Genomic DNA, 15,429 nt, shown 5'->3' on the forward strand with positions numbered 1-15,429 from the left:
GTTCGGATGCAGGGGGCCCGGGGCGCAGCCCCGGTTTCGGGAAGGGGCGGGGCGGGGAGAAGGGCCCGCCGCAGGCGCAACCGGCCCGCGGACAGCAACGCACCCGCACCGCCGAGGGCGGGGGCTCCGCCCCCTGCACCCCGGGGTCGAGCCACGAACCCGAACCCCCCGGCCGAGCCACGACCCCATACCCCAGGGAGTGGGCGATCCCGCACCCCGGCAGCACACCCGGCCAGCACCCCGACGGCCCCACCCCAAGCGCACCCCGCAACGAGGACCGCACCCCAACCCACGCCCACCTACTGCGCGTTGACCGCCCCCAGAACATCCAGCCGCGCAGCCCGCCGCGCCGGCCAGATCGCCGCCAGCACACCGACCACCACCGCAAGCAGCACGAACACCAGCAGCCGCACCCACGGCAGCACGGTCTCGTACGAGGGCAGGCCCCCGCCCGCGAGGCCGCTGTTGAGCCAGGCGAGGAAGATGCCCGAGCCGATCCCGAGCGCCGCTCCGAACAGGCAGATCACCACCGACTCAAGGCGCACCATGGACCGGATCCCCGCCCGGTCGAGCCCGATCGCCCGCAGCATCCCGATCTCCCGCGTCCGCTCGAACACCGACATGGCCAGCGTGTTGATCACGCCGAGCACCGCGATGAGGACGGCCATGCCGAGCAGCCCGTACATCATGTTCAGGACGGTGTTCACGCCGCCGACCTGCTGCGCCACGATCTGATCGCGGTCCTGGACCTTGAGCAGCGGGCTGTTGCCCAGCGCGTCGCGCAGCGCGGACTCCACACCGCCGGAACCGGGCGCGGCCTTCACCAGGACCGAGTCGAGCCCCTTAGCCTGCGGCAGCACATCGCCGAGCGAGCCGAGCACATCGGTCACGGTGTCGTTCTTCTCGTACACCCCGACGACCCGCAGCGACTTCTCGGCGCCGCCCTTCCCGTCGTACGAGGCGCCGATCCGCGCCTGCACTGTGTCCCCGACCGCGAGCCCGCTCTCCTTGGCGAACGCGTCCGCCACAGCGATCCGTCCCGGTCCCACCTCACTGAGCGCACCGCTCGTGAAATGAAGATCGCTGACCTTCGCGAGGGCACCGGGCTCGGTCCCGGTCACCGTCGCCATCTGCCCCGACGCATCCCACGACGCCGTGGCCAGCGGCGCGGCCGCCGCGACACCGGGCACGTGAGCGATCCGCTCCGCGGCCGCGGGCTCGATCCCGTTCCAGGCGGCGTTGCTGATCTTGTAGTCGGCCGCGAGCCCCCGTGTGACGTCCGCCGCCACGGCCTGCTGCGCCGACTGCGCGGCCACCGTCAGACCGGTGATCATGCACAGGCCGACCATCAGCGCCGAAGCGGTCGCCGCCGTACGCCGCGGATTGCGCAGCGCGTTCTCCTTGGCGAGCTTCCCGCTCACGCCGAAGAGCCGCTCGGTCAGCCGCCCCGCGAGCCCGACCACGGGACGGGACAGGAGCGGCGCGAGCACGATCAGCGCCATGAGGAAGAGGCCGGCCCCGAACATGCCGGTGAGCAGGGCCAGTTCATCGGGCTTCTCGATCGTCGATACGTAACCCATCACGAGCAGACCGGCACCGGCGAGCACCCCGCCGAGCACATTGCGCACCACCAGGCTGCGCTGCGCCGGCGCCGCGTCCACCGTGCTCATCGCCTCGACGGGCGCGACCCGCGCCGCCTTGCGCGCGGGCAGCCACGCGGCGACCACGGTGACCGCGACCCCCACCGCGAGCGAGGCGATCAGCGGCTGGACGCCGATGACGAGCGGCCCCTCGGGCAGCGCGGCGTCCGTCGAGTTGAGCAGCGGCGTCATCACGGAGGCGATCCCGAGGCCGAGCACGAACCCGGCCGCCGACGCCAGGAGCCCGAGCAGCGCGGCCTCGGCGAGCACCGACCGTACGACCTGCTTGCGCGAGGCACCCACGGCCCGCAGGAGGGCGATCTCGCGGGTGCGCTGGGCGATCAGCATGGTGAAGGTGTTGGCGATGATGAACGCGCCGACGAAGAGCGCGATCCCGGCGAAGACGAGCAGCGCCTTGGTCAGCGAGCCGGTCATGTCGTCGAGCATCCGGGACTGCTGCGAGGCGAGCGCAGCCCCGCTCGTGGCGGAGGCGCCCTCCTCGGGCAGCGCCTTCTGCACCGCTGCGGTCAGCTGCTGCTGATCCGTACCGGGCTTCGCCTTCACCGCGATCTCGTCGTAGTGGCCGGGTGCGACGAACAGCTTCTGCGCGGTCGCCGTGTCGAACAGCGCGAGCGAACCGGCGTCGACCCGCGGGTCGTCCGTGTCCACCAGGCCGACCAGCTTCTTGGTCAGGGCGGGCCCGTCCGTCGCGAAGCGCACGGTGTCGCCGACCCGGTAGCCGGCCTTCTTCGCGGTGGACGCGGCGAGCGCGATCTCGTCCGACGCGGCCGGTCCCCGGCCCTGCACGAGCGGGTACTGCAGGTCCTTGCCATCCGGCCCGGGCGCGTAATTCACCGCCAGGTTCTGCCAGTTCGTGTCCGCGCCGAGCGGGTCGCCGCCCTTGGTGGCGAGGGTCGCACGGCCGTTCACGGTGGGCCGTACGGACGCGACCCCCGGCACATCCTTGATCCGCGACACCAGCGCGGAGTCGAGCGCGGTCTTGTTCTTGCCGGCCTCCGGGATCCCGTCGCCGGGCCGCCCTTCGGCGTTCACGGCGACGTCCACGCCGTCGAGGCTCTTGCTGTACGCGGAGCGGTAGGCGCTCGCGACGGTGTCACCGAAGACGAGCGTGCCGGAGACGAAGGCGACGCCGAGCATCACGGCGAGCGCGGTCATCACCAGGCGGGCTTTGTGCGCGAGGAGATTGCGCAGGGCTGTTCGCAGCATGGAAGAGGAGGTCCTAGTCGGATACGAAGGTGGGCGGCGGCTGAAGAAAACGGCTCAGCTCGTCCGCACCCGCCCCTCGAACTGCCGCATCCGGTCGAGCACCGCGTCCGCGCTCGGCTCGTGCAGCTCGTCGACGATCCGCCCGTCGCCGAGGAAGACCACCCGGTCCGCGTAGGACGCGGCCACCGGGTCGTGCGTGACCATCACGACGGTCTGCTCCAGGCTGCGCACCGACTCCCGCAGGAAGCCGAGGATCTCGCCGCCCGCACGCGAGTCGAGGTTGCCGGTCGGCTCGTCCGCGAAGATGATCTCCGGCCGCGAGGCCAGGGCCCGCGCCACCGCCACCCGCTGCTGCTGCCCGCCGGACAGCTGCGCGGGCCGGTGCCCGAGCCGGTCGGCGAGCCCAACCGTCGTCACGACCCGGTCCACCCAGGCCTTCTCCGGGGTGCGGCCCGCGATCGCCATCGGCAGCGTGATGTTCTCGTACGCGGTGAGCGTGGGCAGCAGGTTGAAGGCCTGGAAGACGAAGCCCACCTTGTCCCTGCGCAGCCGGGTCAGCTCGCGGTCCCCGAGCGAGGTCAGCTCCACCTCGCCGATCTTCGCGGAGCCCGAGGTGATCGCGTCGAGACCGGCCATGCAGTGCATCAGCGTGGACTTGCCGGAGCCGGACGGGCCCATGATCGCCGTGAAGCGGCCGCGCCCGAACTCCACATCCACCGCGTCGAGCGCGACGACCCGGGTCTCCCCTGACCCGTACACCTTGGTCAGGCCCGCGGCACGGGCGGCCGCGGTGGCGGCGGGGGCATGGACGGCTGCGTACGGCATCGGGAACTCCTGGGGCGCGGGCGCGGCCGGCATGAACCGGCGCGGTGGACATGGGCGGGCAACTTCCGTCCATCGTCGGCCCGCTGACCTGCCCCGATCGTCGCCCTGAGGGCGTGCTTCGCGGCTCTGCCGAAGGTCGGGGACGGGCCCCTCGGTAGTCCTCCGGGAGGACCGCGGCGCCTGGCAACTCCATGGCCCGCAGGCAGGCCCGCTGTGTACAGTGAGGGGGTCTTGCGCACGCGGTGGACCGCCGGGCGCGACGCCCCCTTAGCTCAGTTGGCCAGAGCGGCTGTCTTGTAAACAGCAGGTCGTCGGTTCGATTCCGACAGGGGGCTCCATCGAGGCGAAGGCCCCGCTCCCGCAAGGGAAGCGGGGCCTTCGGCGTTCCCGACACTCCGCCCGGCCCCCCTTGGCCCCTCCTGCGCCCTCTTCCTTTGGGCAGAGGAAGGCGCGGTCAGGATCGCCCGCAGGGCGCACGGAATCGGGACGGGTACCGCCCGATACTGGACACCATGCCGCCCTCCCTCACCGCGAACACCCTGTTCGCCCGCCCCGGCGAACCGGGCCGCCATCTGTGGCGTGCGGCCGCCGAGGCGACCGGCGGCGGCATCCTCGCCCTGCTCGCCTTCGCCGCGATGCAGGGCCTGGGCCACAGCCTGCCGGACCGCTATCTGATCCCCGTCACGCTCGTCGCCCTCGCGCTCCTGGTGGTCCGCCGCCGCTTCCCCGTGACGGCCCTGACCGGCCTCGCCTTCCTGCTCGGCGCGATCCCGTACTACGGCCTGATCGCCGCCGTCACCTCGTACACCGTGGCCCGAAGCCTGACCGACCCGCGGCGCCGCACCCTGCTGCTGCTCGGCTCGAGCGCGCTGACCGTCGCCGTCTCGGCCGCCGTCACCCCCGCCACGCTGCCCGGCGGCTACGGCACCGGCTACGGGGCCGCGCTCGGCCTGGTGCTCGCCGCCACCACGATCGTGGTGCCCGGCCTGGTGGGGATCTCGGCCGGCCAGCAGGACCGCCTGGTCACCGCGCTCAGGGAGCGCACCTCGGCCGCCGAGGAGGCCCGGCGCAACGCCGAGGACGCCTCGCGCAGCGAGGAGCGCACCCGGATCGCCGCCGAGATGCACGACCTCGTGGGCCACCGCCTGAGCCTGATCTCGCTGCACACCGGCGGTCTGGAGATGGCGCTGCGCGATCAGGACCCGCGGCTCAAGGAGAGCGCGGCCCAGGTGCGCCAGGCCACCCGCGACGCCATGTACGAACTGCGCCAAGTCCTCGGCGTACTCGGCCCGTTCAGCCGTGACACCGGCACCGAGGCGCTCACGGACGCGACCGGCACCCGCGCCGACATCGAGGCGCTCGCGGCCGAGACGCGCGGCGCGGGCCTGCCCGTCGACCTGGACTGGCAGGGTCCCGACCTCGACGGCCGTGAGGCGCAGGTGCGCCGCGCGGTGCACCGGATCGTCCGCGAGTCGCTGACCAACGTCCACAAGTACGCCACCGGCGCGGCCGTCACCGTCACCGTCACGCACACCGACGACGAGGTGGCCGTCCGCGTACGCAACGAGCCCCCCGAACTCCCCGTCACCGAACCGGCCTCCGGCACCGGCCGCGGCCTGACCGGCCTGCGCGAGCGCGTGGAGCTGCTCGGCGGGCGGCTCGACGCGGGCGCGCGGCCCGGCGGCGGCTACCAGGTGTACGCGGTGATGCCCGCCGTGCCAGGACCCGCGGGCCCCCGCTCCTCGCCCGACACGGGGACGGACAGCGGCGCGACGGCGCTCTCCGGATTCCAGCACCGGATGGGCAGCGTCATCACCGCCCTGCTCGGGCTCGCGGGCGTGGCGGTCACGATGATGCTCGGCGTGGTCCTGGTCGAGCAGGCCCGGCCGCAGCCCGTGTACGGCAAGCCCGAGGCGATCCACGTGGGGATGTCCAAGGAACGCGTGGAGCAGCTGACGTACGACAACGACGCGGTGCGCGCGGCCGCCGCGGGCCGCGAGCCGGCCCGCCCGGCGGACGCGACCGGCTGTCTGTACTCCTACGCCGACGACGAGGAGAAGTACGAGGCACGGGGCCGCTTCGGGATCGCGCGCTACTGCTTCGACGCGCACAGCACCCTCATCAAGATCGACACGTTCACGGTGCCGACGGTGGTCGAACCCTCGGCCACTCCCTCACCCGACCCGACCAGGGGGACCTCATGACGACTCCGGCGACTCCCGTACGCGTCCTGCTCGCCGACGACGAGGAGATGATCCGCCGCGGCGTCCAGCTGATCCTCAGCCACGCGGAGGGCATCGAGGTGGTCGCGGAGGCGGTGAACGGCGAGCAGGCCGTGCAGCTCGCCGCCGAACACCGCCCGGACGTCGCCCTCGTGGACATCCGCATGCCGGTGCTCGACGGCCTCGCGGCCGTCTCCCGCCTGGTCGCCCTGGACCCGGCCCCGCAGGTCGTCATGCTCACCACGTTCGGCGACGACCAGAACGTCGTACGAGCCCTGCGCGACGGCGCCACCGGCTTCCTGCTCAAGGACGAGGGCCCGCAGGAACTGATCAGCGCGGTCCGCGCGGCGGCAGCCGGCGACGCGGTCCTCTCCCCCGGCGTGACGGGCTCGGTCATCCGCCGCATGCTCACGGGCGGCTCGGCCCCGTCCTCCGCCGACCCCCGTCTCTCGTCCCTCACGGACCGCGAACGCCAGGTCCTGTCGATGCTCGGCCAGGGCGCCTCCAACGCGGACATCGCCCGCTCGCTCGGCATCGGTGTGGGCACGGTGAAGACCCACGTGGGCGCGATCCTGGAAAAGACGGGCTCGACGAGCAGGGTGCAGGCGGCGCTGCTTGCGCATCAGGCGGGTCTGGCCGGCTGAGACCCCCGGCACGCGTACCCGAACACAAACCGACAACAACCCCTACCGCGCGGACCGCCCACCAGGTACGGTCGGCCCCAGTCCACCAAATGGACTACACCACCACGGCCCCGTCACAGGGGCCGCGAAGGTGCAACCTTTACTCGGATCGTCCGGCACGTTCCTGCCGGTGAAGGGGGCCCATACCCATGGCCACTGTCTCGTTCAACAAGGCGACCCGCATCTACCCGGGTGGCGACAAGCCCGCCGTCGACCAGCTCGAACTCGACGTCGCGGACGGCGAGTTCCTCGTCCTCGTCGGCCCGTCCGGCTGCGGCAAGTCCACCTCCCTGCGCATGCTCGCGGGTCTCGAGGACGTCAACGCCGGCTCGATCCACATCGGCGACCGCGATGTCACGCACCTGCCGCCGAAGGACCGGGACATCGCCATGGTGTTCCAGAACTACGCGCTCTACCCGCACATGACGGTCGCCGACAACATGGGCTTCGCGCTCAAGATCGCCGGTGTCCCGAAGTCGGAGATCCGCCAGAAGGTCGAGGACGCGGCCAAGATCCTGGACCTCACCGAGTACCTGGGCCGCAAGCCCAAGGCCCTCTCCGGTGGTCAGCGCCAGCGTGTGGCGATGGGCCGCGCGATCGTCCGTGAGCCGCAGGTCTTCCTCATGGACGAGCCGCTGTCGAACCTCGACGCCAAGCTCCGTGTCTCCACCCGTACGCAGATCGCCTCGCTCCAGCGCCGTCTGGGCATCACGACGGTCTACGTCACCCACGACCAGGTCGAGGCCATGACCATGGGCGACCGCGTCGCGGTCCTCAAGGACGGTCTGCTCCAGCAGGTCGACTCGCCGCGCAACATGTACGACCGCCCGGCCAACCTCTTCGTCGCCGGCTTCATCGGCTCCCCGGCCATGAACCTGGTCGAGGTCCCGATCACCGACGGCGGCGTGAAGTTCGGCAACTCGGTCGTCCCGGTCTCGCGTGACGCGCTGAGCCAGACCTCCGACAAGACCGTCACGGTCGGTGTCCGCCCGGAGCACTTCGACGTCGTCGAGCAGAACGGCGCCGCCGCCAAGGCCCTCACCAAGGAGACCGAGGACGCCCCGGCCGGCCTCGCCGTCACCGTCAACGTGGTCGAGGAGCTCGGCGCCGACGGTTACGTCTACGGCACCGCCGAGGTCGGCGGCGAGCAGCAGGACCTCGTGGTCCGCGTCAGCGGCCGCGCCGTCCCCGAGAAGGGCACCGTCCTGCACGTGGTCCCGCGTCCGGGCGAGACCCACGTGTTCTCGACCTCGACCGGCGAGCGCCTCAGCGACTGACGTTCCGACCGGCTCCTGAGTCACCAACTCACGGAAAAGGCCCCGCACTCCACAGTGCGGGGCCTTTCCCGTACGTACGGAAAGATCTTCCGTCCGTACGAGGGGACTGATCCCGCACGTATGAGAGAAGTCGCTCAAGTCGACAATTCCCCGTAAAACCCGGGCATTTCACCCCGTGGCGTCAACACGGGATTCGAAAGCCGCCCTCGAACCATCCCTCATTACGGTGACCAAATGTCGCCAAATCATCACCCACCGCTACTCTCACACGCGTGACGCACACCTACTCCCACACGCCCCGGCGGCACCGGCAGGGCCCCGCCCGCCGCATCGGCCGCACCCTCGCCCTGGTCCTCCCCGTGGTCCTGGTGCTCTCCGGCACCCTCGCGGTGGCGAGCGTCAACTGGTCGGGCACCACGCCCTCGACGCTGACCACGGCCTCCGAGGACATCTCCAAGCCCGCCAAGTCCCGTGCCCCGCAGGATGTTCTACGGGACGCGCTCCTCGCCGAACTGCAGGAGAAGGACCCGGGCATCGCCCTGACGCATCTCCAGCAGGAGGTCGACCGGCGGCCCTCCCTCGCCAAGCACTGTGTCTCCATCGCCCGCGCCCTCGGCCGCGCCGCGGTCCACCACTACGGTCCCGCCCGTGCGCAGTCCTTCTCGCGCCCGGTCTGCGACACGGCGTTCGCCGCGGGTGTGGCGGAGACCGCCTGAGCCGGCTCCGCTTGTGAACGCGGGCATGGCCGGATAGCACCGCGCACCGCCCGCGACATAAGGTGCGGCCATGACCACGACCGCACCCAGCGCGACCCCGACCCAGGCCGTCGTCCTCGCCGGCGGCCAGGGCTCGCGCCTTCGCCCGTACACCGACGACCGGCCCAAGCCGATGGTCGAGATCCCCGGCACGGGGACCCCGATCATCGGCCATCAGCTGACCTGGCTCGCCGAGGAAGGCGTCACGGACGCCGTCGTCTCCTGCGGGCATCTCGCCGAGGTCCTCCAGGACTGGCTGGCGACGGCCGATCTGCCGCTGAAGGTCACCACTGTCGTCGAGAAGGAACCGCTCGGGCGCGGCGGTGGCCTCAAGTTCGCCGCCGCGCATCTGCCGCACCCCGACCAGGCCTGGTACGCCACCAACGGCGACATCTGGACCCGCTTCTCGCTGCGGGCCATGGCCGAGTTCCACACGGAGCGTGCCGCGACCGCGACGCTCGCGCTCGCGCGCCCCCGTATCCCCTGGGGTGCCGTGGAGACCGACTCCTTCGGCCACATCACGGACTTCATCGAGTCCCCGCCCACGTCGTACGAGATCAACGCGGGCGTCTATGTCTTCGCCCCCGAGTTCGCGGAACTCCTCCCCTCGGTCGGCGACCACGAACGCACCACGTTCCCCCAGCTCGCCCGCGCCCGCCGCCTCGCCGGCTACCCCATCCCGCAGGGCGCGTACTGGCGCGCCATCGACACGGCGAAGGACCTCACGGAGGCGGCGAAGGAACTGGCGGCGCTGGGCCGCTGAACCAGCCCCTCCGGCGCTTGAGGAGATCCGCACGAAGTGCGGATGCGAGGTCCGGGGCAGAGCCCCGGTTTCGGGAAGGGGCGGGTAGGGGAGAACCGCCCGCCGCAGGCGCCACCCACCCGCACCGGGCAACGAACCCGCACAGCCCCGCACACCAAAGGGCCCGGCACACACCACCGTGTGCCGGGCCCTTGGCCGTATACCGAAAGGGTCCTCAGCCGAGGATCCCGCCGATCAGCCCGGGCTCCTCGCCACCACCGGACCCACCACCGGACCCGTCCCCGGGCTCACCGGAAGACCCACCCGACCCGTCCGACCCACCGGACGTGGGCCCGCTGCTCGCGGCCGGCGGCGGAGCCGACTGCTGCGGCGGCGCCTGCCCCGACCCCGCGGTCTCACTGGGCTGCTCCGCCCCCACCGACCCGGGCTCCTGCACCGACTCGGGCGTGGACGCCGAGTCCGACGGCGGAGCCGAAGTCGCACCCTCCGTCGGGGACTTGGAGGACGACGGGCTCTTCGAGGCATCCCGTCCCTCGCGCGACTGACTCGGCAGCGGCGACCCCGGCAGCTCATTGCGCGGCGGCTGCCCGGGACCCGGCACCGTGACGGTGTGCGAGCTGCGCACCGCGCCGCCGAGCACCGCACCGATCAGCAGCGTGGCACCGACGACGAACGTGCCGATGAGCAGCCCGCGCCGCAGCACCCGGCGGCGCAGCTCCCAGAGTTCGGAGCGCGGCCCGAGCGTGCGCCAGGCCTCGCTCGCGAGCCGCGCGTCCACCGAGTAGAACGGGGCGCCCGCGATGATCAGCGGCGACCAGGCGGCCAGGTAGATGATGTCCGGCGCGTCGTAGGCGGGGACGGTCTTCCAGCTGACGGTGACGAGCAGCGCGGCGGAGAGCAGCGCACCGATCACGGCCGCGGCCCGCTGCCACAGACCGAGCACGGTCAGGACGCCGACGATCACCTGCAGGAAGGCGATGACCAGGCCGGCACCCACCGGGTGCTGCAGCGCGAAGTCCCGCAGCGGCTCGGCCAGCGGCCAAGGGTGCAGGGAGGTCAGCCACTTGACCATGGACCCGCGCTCGCCGCCGTCGAAGTAGACGGGGTCGCAGAGCTTGCCCATGCCCGCGTAGATGGAGATGAAGCCGAGGAAGATACGCAGCGGAAGCAGGACCACGCCGAGGTTGAGCCGGCGGCCCGGGTAGTACGCGTGCCGCACGGGGTCCCCGCGCCGCGCCTGCGCCTCCTCGTCGAACTCCTCCTCCCCGTCCGGGAAGTGCGGTTCGCCGGTCCCCGCGCCGTCCGGCCGGAAGTACCCGTCGTAGGCGCTGTCGTACGCGGAGACCGTCGGGATGAGCCGGGTCTCGTCGCCCTCGGGCGCGCGCGGCCCCACCACCTGGGGCGTCTCGACCGTCGCCTCGCCGTCGATCAGCGCGTCGACCGTGATCCGCGGGATGACCTGCGTGGCCGCTCCGTCGCCGAAGTCCTCGGCTCCCTGGGCCACTTCGGCCTGCCGCGCCGCCTGGAGGAGGCCGGTGGCCGCGAGGTCGCCGGGCGCGCTCTTGCCGCTCCACACGACGGGCGCCCGGCGCCGTACGACGGAGGCGCCGGCGGCCGCCGGGATGAGGCCGGCCGCGGAGGCGCCGACGGCGGTGATGCGCGGGGATCGGGGCAGTTTCGCGGCAGGGAGCTGCACACGGAAGCTCGCGTGATTGACGATGACCTGCGCCGGGTCGCACGGGACCTTCACCATGCTCAGCGCGGGAGCGTCGTCGAATCCCGTACCGGGTGTTCTGGTGTCCACACTCATCTAACCGAGTGACGTCACCTTAGGACACTGCCTTGACCCCGGAGATCTGTCCGTGACCGGTCAAGATCTTTCCCTGCCCGGTTCGTCGCCCCCGATGAGCACCGCCGTCCGGGTTGTACGCCGCGACGAAGCTCCCGCCCCGGCCAGGGCCCTACCGTCCCGGCATCACGGCAACCGAAGGGACGGCAGATGGCAGTGCACAGGAAACGGACCGCTGTGGCGGGCCTGGCGACGGCGGTGGCCCTCGTGGCCGCCGCGCTCATCTCACCGGCGGCGGCGACAACAGCGCACTCCGGCACGGGACATGCCCGCACCCAGGCGGCGCTGGACGCGGCCGTACAGGCCGGGGTGCCCGGGGCCGCCGCGCAGGTCAAGGACGCGTACGGGGTGTGGCCCGGCACCTCGGGTATCGGGAACCTGCAGACGAAGGCCCCGCGTTCGGCCTTCGACCGCTACCGGATCGGCAGTACGACGAAGACCTTCGTGGCGACCGTACTGCTGCAGCTGGCGGCGGAGGGGAAGCTCGCTCTGGACGACTCGGTCGAGACCTGGCTGCCGGGAGTACTCCAGGGCAACGGCTACGACGGCCGGCGGATCACCGTACGGCAGCTTCTGAACCACACGAGCGGGATCTTCAGCTACACCGGCGACCCCGAGTTCCTGGAGCGGGGGTTCACCGAGAAGTTCCTGGAGCACCGCTACGACACGTACACACCGCAGCAGTTGCTGGAGATGGCGCTGCGGCATCCGCCGGTCTTCGCGCCGGGCAGCGCCTGGAGCTACTCCAACACCAACTACACCCTGGCCGGGCTGATCATCCAGAAGGCCACGGGCCGCCCGTACGAGGACGAGATCCGGCGCCGCATCGTCCAGCCGCTCGGTCTGTACGCCACGTCGGTGCCGCGTACGTCCGCCGCGCTGCCGCTCCCGAGTTCGCGGGCGTACTCGAAGCTCTCCCTGCGGCCGCGGCCGGACAGTCCGGTCCATGACGTCACCGAGCTCAACCCGTCGGCCGCGGGCGCCGCCGGGGCGATGATCTCCGACTCGGGCGATCTCAACCGCTTCTACGCGGCCCTGTTCGGCGGGCGGCTGCTCCCGGCGGCGCAGCTCAAGGAGATGCGGACCACGGTGCCGGTTCCCGCCGGGCTGCCCTTCCAGGCGTACGGCCTCGGGCTGATGAAGTTCGAGCTGTCCTGCGGGACTTCGGTGTGGGGCCACGCGGGGAACATCCAGGGCTCGGCGACCCAGGCCGTGGCCACGGCGGACGGCGGCCACGCGCTCGCCGTCAACTTCAACGGGGACTGGGCGGGGAACGGGCAGGCCGTGATCGAGGCCGAGTACTGCCCGTAAGGAATCCGGAGAGCGGATGCGGGCGCCGCGGTCTCACCCGGCCGCGGCGTCCGGCCCCTGCAGCAGCCGGAGTTGGAGCATCAGCGCGAACCGGGCCTCGGGGTCCGCCAGGTCCGCCTGCGCCACCTCGGCGACGCGGCGCAGGCGGTAGCGGAAGGTGTTCTGGTGGACGTACATCGACGCGGCCGCCGCCGGTACGTCGCCGAAGGCGTTCAGCCAGGCCCGCAGGGTGCCGACCAGGTGGGCGTCGTGGGCGCGGTCGTAGGCGAGGAGGCGGGCGAGCGGGCCGTCGGCCGGGTCGCCGCGTTCGGCGGTGAGGTCGGCGAGTTCGAGCAGCAGCGCCTCGATGTGCACATCCGCGATCCGGGCGAGCCGGCGTGGTCCGCCGCCCGTGCGCAGGACGCGCAGCGCCCGGTCGGCGCCCTCGCGCGAGCGCGCGAGCCCGCCGCCGTCCGCGGCGCGGGGGCCGATGCCGATCAGGAGGTGCAGCCGGTCGCCGATCCGGCTGAGGAAGTCGGTCCCGACGCGCACGGCCCGTTCCTCGCCGTCGCAGGTGTGGGCCGCGACGGGCAGGATGCCGTACGCGACATCGCCGATGAGCCCGGAGGCGGACCGCGGATGAACCGCGCTGAGGTGCATCGCGAACGCGTCGGCCAGGCGCTGGCGTTCGGCCGCGTGCCGTGCGTGCACCGCGGTGGACACCGCGGCCTCCGGCGGGTCGGGCGCGGTCAGGGCGAGCACCACGCCGCCGTGGTCGGCGAGGCCGAGCCGGGCCAGCGCCTCGGTGGCGCGCGGCCCGCCTTCGAGCACGGTGGCGACCAGGTCGGCGCGCAGCCGCCGCTCCACGTCGGCGCCGGCGCGCTGCCGCAGCAGATGCAGGGCGACCAGTTTGGCCGCGTCGTGCAGGGCCTGGGTGCGCTGGGCGTTGAGCGGGGTGCGGACGGCGGCCCAGATGGAGCCGAGGAGTTCGTCCCCGGCCCGTACGGCGATGGCCACGCGCGGGATGTGGAACTCCTCGGTGGCCGGGGGCGCGACCTGCACCGGCTGGTCGCCGCGGTACAGCGCGCGGAAGACGCCCTGGTCCTCCAGGAACCGGGTGAAGCGCTCGGGCACCTGGCGTCCGAGCACGGTCTCCACCCGCGAGGGGTCGGCCTCGTCCTGGCGCCCGGAGAACGCCAGGACGCGCGAGCTGCGGTCCTCGATGGTGATGGGGGCGTCGAGCAGCGCGGCCACCGCGTTGGCCACGGCGAACAGGTCCCCTGACGGGATGCCGCCCAGGGTCCCGGGCTCCCCTTCCCCCACGTCGTCCTCGGCCAGCAACGACCGCAGCATGGCGGCCAGTTGGGCCCAGGACGCGCCCCGCGTGAGCGCGAGCAGCGCCACGCCCGCCGCTTCGGCGGCCGCGGTCACGGCCGGGTCCGCGGGGGCCGGGGCCCGTACGACCAGGGCCGCCGCGTCCGCCGCGCCGAGCTCGCCGAGCAGCCGTACGGTCTCGTCGGCCGTGTGCACCCCGATGCCGAGGACCAGCGCGCGCCGGGGAAGGACCGGTTCGTCCAGCGGGTCGTGGATGACCACGCCGCCGATCGCCCCGGCGCTGTCCGGGTCGCCGCAGACGAGGTCGAGGAGGGTGGTGCCGAGGTCCTCCAGGACGCGTCCGAGGCCGGCCCGTGGCCGTCCGGTCACGGCCACAGGCGGGGGTGGTGGCCACGTGGGGTCCGCATGGTGCGGATTGTGGGCCGGGTGCCTCGGCCGCGACAAGAGGCGGTCACAGGGAGATCCACTCGGTGCTCACCGTCGCTTCCTCCAAGGCCGCGGGTACGGGGACGACCCCGAGCCCGGGCCCGGTGGGCACCGGCAGATGACCGTCCTCCAGGACGAACGGGTCGGTGATGTCGGTGCGGTAGTAGCGGTCGGAGGCCGAGGTGTCGCCCGGCAGCGTGAAGCCGGGCAGCGCGGCGAGCGCCACGTTGGCCGCGCGTCCGAGCCCGGTCTCCAGCATTCCGCCGGCCCAGACCGGCACGCCGTGCGCGCGGCACACATCGTGGATACGGCGCGCTTCGAGGTAGCCGCCGACCCGTCCGGGCTTGATGTTCACGACCGAGCAGGCGCCGAGGGTGATGGCCGCGGCGGCGGCGCGGGCCGAGGTGATGGACTCGTCCAGGCAGACGGGGGTCGTGATCGCCTTCGCGAGCGCGGCATGTCCGAGGAGGTCCTCCTCGTCCAGGGGCTGCTCGATGAGCAGGAGTCCGTACGGGTCGAGGCGGGCCAGATGGCGGGCGTCGGCGAGGGTGTAGGCGGTGTTGGCGTCGGCCTGGAGCAGCAGGTCCTCGCCGAAGCGCTCGCGTACGGCCCGTACGGGTTCGATGTCCCAGCCGGGCTCGATCTTCAGCTTGATCCGGGCGTATCCGGCGTCGAGGTAGCCGGCCACCGCTTCGAGCAGCTGCGGTACGGAGTCCATGATGCCGACGGACACCCCGCAGGGCACCCGGTCTCGCACGGCGCCCAACTCCCCTGCCAGGGGGACCCCTTGGGTGCGCAGCTCGGCATCCAGGACCGCCATCTCCAGGGCGGCCTTGGCCATCCGGTGGCCGAGGAACGGGGCGAGCGCGGGGGCGACGGCCGCCGCGTCGAGGTGGTCGCGGCCGGCGAGCGCGGGGATCAGGAAGCGGCGCAGGACGTCGGCGCAGCCCGCCACGTACTCGGACGAGTAGAGGGGCCCGGCCATCGCCACGCATTCGCCCCAGCCCTCGGCCTCGGTGCCGACGGCCCGCAGGAGCAGGGCCGAGCGCTCGGTGAGCGTGCCGAAGGAGGTGCGGAAGGGGGCCACCAACGGCAGCCGGATCTCGCGGAGTTCGACCCCGGTGAGCTTCACGGTGC

Annotated in this window: 11 protein-coding genes and 1 tRNA gene; 7 read left to right on the top strand and 5 right to left on the bottom strand. The window is 72.6% G+C overall.

The window, feature by feature from the left end; translation table 11 throughout:
* Positions 1 to 299: 299 nt before the first annotated feature.
* Both H9Y04_RS28955 and H9Y04_RS28960 read right to left on the bottom strand, forming a co-directional pair.
* Entirely contained in the window at positions 300 to 2,867 is a 2,568-nt protein-coding gene (locus H9Y04_RS28955; protein ID WP_187817000.1) for an ABC transporter permease, read from the bottom strand.
* Between the two features lie 54 nt (positions 2,868 to 2,921).
* Positions 2,922 to 3,692 (bottom strand): ABC transporter ATP-binding protein, encoded by a 771-nt coding sequence (locus H9Y04_RS28960; protein ID WP_187817001.1) that lies wholly within the window; start codon positions 3,690 to 3,692, stop codon positions 2,922 to 2,924.
* A 261-nt stretch (positions 3,693 to 3,953) separates the two neighbouring features.
* Between H9Y04_RS28960 and H9Y04_RS28965 the strand changes: the two genes are divergently transcribed.
* The 6 genes from H9Y04_RS28965 (at position 3,954) to H9Y04_RS28990 (ending at position 9,392) form a co-directional block, all read left to right on the top strand.
* Positions 3,954 to 4,030: transfer RNA gene (locus H9Y04_RS28965), tRNA-Thr, on the top strand.
* Positions 4,031 to 4,204: 174 nt separating this feature from the next.
* Positions 4,205 to 5,896 (top strand): sensor histidine kinase, encoded by a 1,692-nt coding sequence (locus tag H9Y04_RS28970; protein ID WP_187817002.1) that lies wholly within the window; start codon positions 4,205 to 4,207, stop codon positions 5,894 to 5,896.
* Positions 5,893 to 6,558, top strand: a complete 666-nt coding sequence (locus H9Y04_RS28975; protein ID WP_187817003.1) for a response regulator — start codon at positions 5,893 to 5,895, stop codon at positions 6,556 to 6,558. Before H9Y04_RS28970 ends, H9Y04_RS28975 begins: the two co-directional genes overlap by 4 nt.
* Positions 6,559 to 6,746: 188 nt before the next feature.
* The gene (locus tag H9Y04_RS28980; RefSeq protein ID WP_187817004.1) at positions 6,747 to 7,874 is read left to right on the top strand and encodes an ABC transporter ATP-binding protein; all 1,128 of its coding nucleotides are present in this window, start codon (positions 6,747 to 6,749) and stop codon (positions 7,872 to 7,874) included.
* Between the two features lie 272 nt (positions 7,875 to 8,146).
* Entirely contained in the window at positions 8,147 to 8,590 is a 444-nt protein-coding gene (locus H9Y04_RS28985; RefSeq protein WP_187817005.1) for a hypothetical protein, read from the top strand.
* A 70-nt stretch (positions 8,591 to 8,660) separates the two neighbouring features.
* Positions 8,661 to 9,392: a nucleotidyltransferase family protein gene (locus H9Y04_RS28990; protein WP_187817006.1), complete on the top strand. Its 732-nt coding sequence runs from the start codon at positions 8,661 to 8,663 to the stop codon at positions 9,390 to 9,392.
* A gap of 214 nt (positions 9,393 to 9,606) precedes the next feature.
* On the opposite strand, the gene H9Y04_RS28995 is transcribed toward H9Y04_RS28990, so the two are convergent.
* The gene (locus H9Y04_RS28995) at positions 9,607 to 11,202 is read right to left on the bottom strand and encodes a DoxX family protein (RefSeq protein ID WP_187817007.1); all 1,596 of its coding nucleotides are present in this window, start codon (positions 11,200 to 11,202) and stop codon (positions 9,607 to 9,609) included.
* 189 nt (positions 11,203 to 11,391) lie between these two features.
* On the opposite strand from H9Y04_RS28995, the gene H9Y04_RS29000 reads away from it, so the two are divergent.
* Positions 11,392 to 12,552: a serine hydrolase domain-containing protein gene (locus H9Y04_RS29000; RefSeq protein WP_187817008.1), complete on the top strand. Its 1,161-nt coding sequence runs from the start codon at positions 11,392 to 11,394 to the stop codon at positions 12,550 to 12,552.
* Positions 12,553 to 12,585: 33 nt separating this feature from the next.
* On the opposite strand, the gene H9Y04_RS29005 is transcribed toward H9Y04_RS29000, so the two are convergent.
* On the bottom strand, positions 12,586 to 14,235 hold the full coding sequence (locus H9Y04_RS29005; RefSeq protein WP_187817009.1) for a PucR family transcriptional regulator: 1,650 nt from the start codon (positions 14,233 to 14,235) through the stop codon (positions 12,586 to 12,588).
* 82 nt (positions 14,236 to 14,317) lie between these two features.
* Positions 14,318 to 15,424, bottom strand: coding sequence for an o-succinylbenzoate synthase (gene menC / locus H9Y04_RS29010; protein ID WP_187817010.1), 1,107 nt, complete (start codon positions 15,422 to 15,424; stop codon positions 14,318 to 14,320).
* Positions 15,425 to 15,429: the final 5 nt, after the last annotated feature.

The organism is Streptomyces polyasparticus (assembly GCF_014493765.1).
Lineage (GTDB): Bacteria > Actinomycetota > Actinomycetes > Streptomycetales > Streptomycetaceae > Streptomyces > Streptomyces polyasparticus.

Excerpts from the sequence above, each read along its gene's own strand:
- H9Y04_RS28955 (WP_187817000.1), bottom strand. The coding sequence starts at position 2,867 with ATGCTGCGAACAGCCCTGCGCAATCTCCTCGCGCACAAAGCCCGCCTG.
- H9Y04_RS28960 (WP_187817001.1), bottom strand. The coding sequence starts at position 3,692 with ATGCCGTACGCAGCCGTCCATGCCCCCGCCGCCACCGCGGCCGCCCGT.
- H9Y04_RS28970 (WP_187817002.1), top strand. The coding sequence starts at position 4,205 with ATGCCGCCCTCCCTCACCGCGAACACCCTGTTCGCCCGCCCCGGCGAA.
- H9Y04_RS28975 (WP_187817003.1), top strand. The coding sequence starts at position 5,893 with ATGACGACTCCGGCGACTCCCGTACGCGTCCTGCTCGCCGACGACGAG.
- H9Y04_RS28980 (WP_187817004.1), top strand. The coding sequence starts at position 6,747 with ATGGCCACTGTCTCGTTCAACAAGGCGACCCGCATCTACCCGGGTGGC.
- H9Y04_RS28990 (WP_187817006.1), top strand. The coding sequence starts at position 8,661 with ATGACCACGACCGCACCCAGCGCGACCCCGACCCAGGCCGTCGTCCTC.
- H9Y04_RS28995 (WP_187817007.1), bottom strand. The coding sequence starts at position 11,202 with ATGAGTGTGGACACCAGAACACCCGGTACGGGATTCGACGACGCTCCC.
- H9Y04_RS29000 (WP_187817008.1), top strand. The coding sequence starts at position 11,392 with ATGGCAGTGCACAGGAAACGGACCGCTGTGGCGGGCCTGGCGACGGCG.